Origin of the sequence: Blautia sp. An249 (assembly GCF_002159835.1) — a bacterium.
GTDB lineage: Bacteria > Bacillota > Clostridia > Lachnospirales > Lachnospiraceae > Blautia_A > Blautia_A avistercoris.
Genome location: NZ_NFJL01000045.1, coordinates 1 through 4,763 on the forward strand (window position 1 = coordinate 1; position 4,763 = coordinate 4,763).

7 protein-coding genes are annotated in these 4,763 nt (G+C 46.3%); 1 reads left to right on the top strand and 6 read right to left on the bottom strand.

Features of this window, described 5'->3' with window-relative positions; genetic code table 11:
* Positions 1–67: 67 nt before the first annotated feature.
* From B5F53_RS19215 to B5F53_RS19235, 6 genes are all read right to left on the bottom strand, one after another.
* Positions 68–1,105, bottom strand: coding sequence for a sensor histidine kinase (locus B5F53_RS19215; protein ID WP_087227070.1), 1,038 nt, complete (start codon positions 1,103–1,105; stop codon positions 68–70).
* Positions 1,102–1,794, bottom strand: a complete 693-nt coding sequence (locus B5F53_RS19220) for a response regulator transcription factor (RefSeq protein WP_087227072.1) — start codon at positions 1,792–1,794, stop codon at positions 1,102–1,104. Before B5F53_RS19220 ends, B5F53_RS19215 begins: the two co-directional genes overlap by 4 nt.
* A gap of 162 nt (positions 1,795–1,956) precedes the next feature.
* Positions 1,957–2,079, bottom strand: a complete 123-nt coding sequence (locus B5F53_RS20600) for a hypothetical protein (protein ID WP_262348839.1) — start codon at positions 2,077–2,079, stop codon at positions 1,957–1,959.
* A 9-nt stretch (positions 2,080–2,088) separates the two neighbouring features.
* Positions 2,089–2,739, bottom strand: coding sequence for an ABC-2 transporter permease (locus B5F53_RS19225; protein WP_087227074.1), 651 nt, complete (start codon positions 2,737–2,739; stop codon positions 2,089–2,091).
* Positions 2,732–3,592, bottom strand: coding sequence for an ABC transporter ATP-binding protein (locus B5F53_RS19230; protein ID WP_087227076.1), 861 nt, complete (start codon positions 3,590–3,592; stop codon positions 2,732–2,734). Before B5F53_RS19230 ends, B5F53_RS19225 begins: the two co-directional genes overlap by 8 nt.
* On the bottom strand, positions 3,585–3,968 hold the full coding sequence (locus B5F53_RS19235) for a GntR family transcriptional regulator (RefSeq protein ID WP_087227078.1): 384 nt from the start codon (positions 3,966–3,968) through the stop codon (positions 3,585–3,587). The genes B5F53_RS19230 and B5F53_RS19235 overlap by 8 nt, the downstream gene beginning before the upstream one ends.
* Positions 3,969–4,173: 205 nt before the next feature.
* Here B5F53_RS19235 and B5F53_RS19240 point away from each other — a divergent pair, with 205 nt between their 5' ends.
* Positions 4,174–4,548 carry a helix-turn-helix domain-containing protein gene (locus B5F53_RS19240; RefSeq protein WP_087227080.1) on the top strand — a complete coding sequence of 125 codons (375 nt, stop codon included), beginning with the start codon at positions 4,174–4,176 and terminating at the stop codon, positions 4,546–4,548.
* The last annotated feature ends 215 nt before the right edge of the window (positions 4,549–4,763 follow it).

Consider the following 4,763-nt stretch of genomic DNA (forward strand, 5'->3'; position numbering starts at 1 on the left):
ATTGAAACCGCCGTGTACCGAACGGTACGCACGGTGGTGTGAGAGGACGGGAGCTAATCACTCCCTCCTACTCGATTTTTGTAGGCAGCATAATGGAAAATTCCGAACCCTTGCCCGGCTCCGAAACCACTTTGATATAGCCGCCCTGCCGCGTTACAATCTCGCGGGCCAGATACAGACCAATACCCACGCCCTGCTGTTCGTGTACTTCTTCCTCACGATAGAATCGCCGGAAGATGGCGGCCTGATTGCTTTCGGAAATGCCCTTGCCAGTGTCGGCTACTTTGATTTCTACATACATTTCCCACAGCACCACCGACACCGTGATTTTCCCGCTTGCCGGGGTGTACTTTACCGCATTGTCCAGCAGATTAAAGAGGGCTTCGGATGTCCACTTGCTGTCATGGGAGAGGGTGAGATCTTCCGGGCAGTCCACAGACACAGCGATTTGTTTTTTCTCCGCCACATACACAATCCCGCTCATAGCCTGGGCCACAGTATCAAAAAGGCGGCCCGGCTTCTTATCCAACTGAATGACGCCCGTTTCCAGACGGGAGGTTTTCACAAGGGCTTGAAAGAGAAAGTCCAGTTTATCCGTCTGGCTACGGATTCCACGGATAAAATCGGTGCGCTCCGCCTCGGTCATGGGCTTTTCCAGCAGGGTGTCCGTTGCCATTTTCAGGTTACTTACCGGCGTTTTCACCTGATGAGAAATATCTGATACAAGGGTTTGTAACTCCTGCCGTTCCTCGTCCACCCGGCGGCGGTTCTCCTGCATGATCTGGTAAAGCCTTATCAGCCGGTGTCCGATTCTGGCAAGCTGGGTTTCGCTGTCCTCCGGGCGCTGGGGTGCTTCATTTCCGACAATCATGTGGTCTAAGGTCTGGCACAGATCAGCGGTAAACTGCGACAGCCGCTTTCCAAACGCCTGCGTCAGTACAAAAATTCCCACAAGGGCGCACAGCAGCAGCGCCCCGCCCGTCAACAGCACCGCCGTCTGTTTTGTCACAAGAAACAGGGCTATGGTGATCCCGGACATGGAGAGGACAAGCCCTATTACCACCCGGCCAAACAGCCGCTTTACCGAGAGGTTTTGAAACTTCATTTTGCCTCGCCTCCCGTCCATTGATAGCCCATGCCGTAAACGGTCTTAATGTAGGGTGCGCCGCCGTCGGATTCGATCTTGCTGCGAATCCGGCTGATGGAGGTTGTCAGGGTGTGTTCGTCCACAAACCTTTCGTCTATATCCCACAGCTTTTCCAAAAGCTGCCCACGGGTCAGCACTTGCCGGGGATTTTTACGGAACAGGTTCAGCATTTTGTACTCCATCGGGGATAGGAACAGAGGCTTGCCGTTTAAGGAAGCCGTCTGCTCCGAGAAGTCCAGAAACAGCCGCCCGTCGTCGTAAATGTCCTTGGCCGGTTTGTGGTGTTCCAGCATGGCGAACATAGCTTTGATTTTCCGCTGCAAGGTCCCGATCACAAAGGGCTTTGTGATGTAGTCCACCGCGCCCACCTCATAGCCTCGTATCTGGTCGCTCTCCTGATCGTTAGCGGTCAGGAAGATTACAATGGTGTCTGGGTGCTGGGGCTTTATCAGCTTGCACAGCTCAAAACCGTTCCCGTCCGGCAGGTTGATGTCCAGCAGCACCAAATCAAATTCTCGCTTTCGGATGGCGTCGGCTGCGGTTCTGGCGTTTAGGACAGAAGTCACGCCGTAGCCGTCTGCGGTCAGGTTATAGGCCAACATCTTATTCAAAAAACTGTCGTCCTCGACAATTAAAATCTGCTTCATATTCTCACTTCCTTTGCTTTTTGCAGATAGTATAACAGGCAAATGTCCGCGAAATGTTACAGCGGACGGATTTTTTCAAAAAATCTATCAGCAAAATATAGCTCTATTAAAAAAGCAGCACCAAAGAAGATATTTTCATATCCCCCCAGTGCTGTTTATATATTATTTCAGCTTATCCTTATTATCTTCTTGTTTCTTTTTATCCCGATATTTCCGTATGAGTTTATTACGGATAGGAACGCCAACACCAATCAAAAGCACAACTGCCAAAATTGTAAAATCCATACAATCACCTCACATTTCCTTATTCTTCATAACCCGAATGGACAAGAAGATTGAAACCGCATACATCACGACAATAGCAAAAAACGCAAGCAAAACAAGAAGTATCGGAGAAGATTCAATGACTGAAATAATTGAGCTCCCGATAGCTGGCATTTTAGAGAGAAGAAGTAAAGTCACCAAAAAACCGGCCACTGGAATATACATAAATACCCGTCCTTTGATTGAGCCGTACTTGTAATATCCCGGAATCTGGAACACGGTATAGAGCGCAAATAAGAATACTCCTGTAATAGCGGCAGTCACAATGTCAAATACGCCAACTGTTTCACCCAGCACTTTCAAGACAAGCGGCTGTGCAATCAAAGAAATAATCAGGGAAAGAAGTCCCATTGTAAGGACGAAAACATATCGTCCGATCACAAGCTCGCTTTTACGAACAGGTAAAATACCAAACAGACGATCCATACTGTTTTTTTCTGTGATGGAAAAGGTATATCCCGTCGTCATGGCAATAAAGCACATAGCAAATGATACCCCTGTCAATAAGGAACGATTGATTGCGGCAAACACAATCGGCAGAAGCAGGGTAAAACAAATTGTCTTAAAATATGGTTTTACCAATGCAATATCTAATTTTGTGGATTTCAAAATATTACTCATAATCGTCACCTTTCTTGCTTGTAAACACTACAATTTCATCAATGGTGGCAGGCTCAACAGTCAGGTTTGAAAAACCGTTAATATCTTCGGTTTTCATCAGAGCCTCAAATCCCGTAGGGAATGTACGAATACCAGCCGCCTTATTTTTTAGATCATCGGACAGTTCCTCAATTCCACCTTTTACAATGCGGAACATATCTACAAAATCATCTTTGCTGCCAGTAAAGAACAACTCGCCATAACTGATGTAGGTAATATAATCGGCTGCACGCTCCAAATCGCCTGTGATATGGGTGGAGAACAAAACACTATGCTCGCCATCTTCAATATACTCTGAAAGAATTTTCAAAAGTTCATCTCTGGAAACCGGATCAAGTCCACTGGTCGGCTCGTCGAGGATCAGCAGCTTGGCGTCGTATGAAAACGCACAGGCAAGCATTAACTTCATCTGCATACCTTTGGAAAGTTCTTTTACCTTTTTGGTGGGTGCAATGTGAAATTTCCGTAACATATCCGCAAATTTCTGGCTGTCCCAATTTGGATAAAATACCGAAATGGATTTTTCAACCTGCAACACTTTCCAATCATCACTGAAATAATTGGTATCGAAAACAACGCCCAGCTCTGATTTTACTTTTTGTTCTTCTGCGATATTATCCAGCCCCATCACTTTGACTGTGCCGCCGGTGCGCTTGAGCATATTCAAAATCAGTTTGATTGTCGTTGTTTTGCCAGAACCATTCGGACCGATCAAGCCCATAATATATCCCTTTGGCAAAGTAAAGCTGATATTGTGAAGCTGAAAAGAATCAAAAGATTTTGAAAGATTCGTTACCTCTAAATAATTAGTCATCTGTTTTTACCTCCGTTAAAATGTCCAAAAGGTGATGTAATTCCTCTGTGGATAGATTTGCCATTCTTGCGGCTTTTATTGCTTCGGTAAGATTGTTTTCTACTTTGCAAATAAGCTGCTCCTTAATCAGTTCTGAACCAGATCCCATTACGAAACATCCGCGCCCCTGCACATTTTTAACAAAGCCCTCTTGCTCTAATTCTGTGTATGCCTTTGTCACTGTTAAGACGCTGATCTTTAAGTCTTTGGCAAGTGTTCTAAGGGAGGGCAAAGTTTCTTCGGCTTGAAGCTCGCCAGATAAAATAGCCGCCTTGATCTGCTGCTTAATCTGCTCGTATATGGGGACGCCAGATACATTTGAAATAATCAGTTTCATTGCTGCATCCTCCATGTGTTTTAACTGTTATGCTGTTGTGTATAACAGTATAACACGAGAGGCATATCTTGTCAATATTTCAAGGGGGGACAATGATTTCCTCTGTCTATGTTTCGATATATGAATTATAAAGTTTAATCTATCTGCATATAGCAACATTCCATTAAGAAAATATGAAATATACAATGTAGATGGGTGGTGCTATATGGCAAATATCAAAGATTGCCCCGGTTTTGAAAGTTTCGGCGCAGACGTGAAAGCGGCCCGGAAAGCAAGGCGCTTGTCCCGCCGTGCCCTGGCGGAGATCGTCAACATAGATAACCGCTATCTTGCCAATATTGAGAACGAGGGGACTATCCCCAGCCTGCCGGTTATCATCCAGCTTATTAAAGCCTGCGGGCTTCCCGTGGAGCGGTATTTTAACCCGGAGATCATGCGGGAGGAAAGCGAACAGCGCCAAAGGGTCAGCCACAAGCTGAAACTATGCCCCGAACAATATCTGTCAATCATCGAGGGCGCGATTGACGGGGCCATACAAACCGAACAGCCGGAGAAGAACGAAGAAACGGAGGATGTGTAAATTCATCCTCTGTTTTCTTATCTTTGCGGGGGCCGCGAAAGGGCCTCTTATTTTTTTGCGCTTTTTTCTTGAAAAGTCCTGATTTTGCGGGTAGTTTGAGGCGTTCAAAGTGTACTTATAGCGGAGGATAGGAAACGTAGCAAGCATAGGGAGTGTAGCCACACTCCCGAACACCGGCCCCGTTCCTCCCCTGCGGGCCGGAGCCGGTTGCTTGT

Coding starts and splice junctions, on each gene's coding strand:
- B5F53_RS19215 (WP_087227070.1), bottom strand. CDS start 1,105: ATGAAGTTTCAAAACCTCTCGGTAAAGCGGCTGTTTGGCCGGGTGGTA.
- B5F53_RS19220 (WP_087227072.1), bottom strand. CDS start 1,794: ATGAAGCAGATTTTAATTGTCGAGGACGACAGTTTTTTGAATAAGATG.
- B5F53_RS20600 (WP_262348839.1), bottom strand. CDS start 2,079: ATGGATTTTACAATTTTGGCAGTTGTGCTTTTGATTGGTGTTGGCGTT.
- B5F53_RS19225 (WP_087227074.1), bottom strand. CDS start 2,739: ATGAGTAATATTTTGAAATCCACAAAATTAGATATTGCATTGGTAAAA.
- B5F53_RS19230 (WP_087227076.1), bottom strand. CDS start 3,592: ATGACTAATTATTTAGAGGTAACGAATCTTTCAAAATCTTTTGATTCT.
- B5F53_RS19235 (WP_087227078.1), bottom strand. CDS start 3,968: ATGAAACTGATTATTTCAAATGTATCTGGCGTCCCCATATACGAGCAG.
- B5F53_RS19240 (WP_087227080.1), top strand. CDS start 4,174: ATGGCAAATATCAAAGATTGCCCCGGTTTTGAAAGTTTCGGCGCAGAC.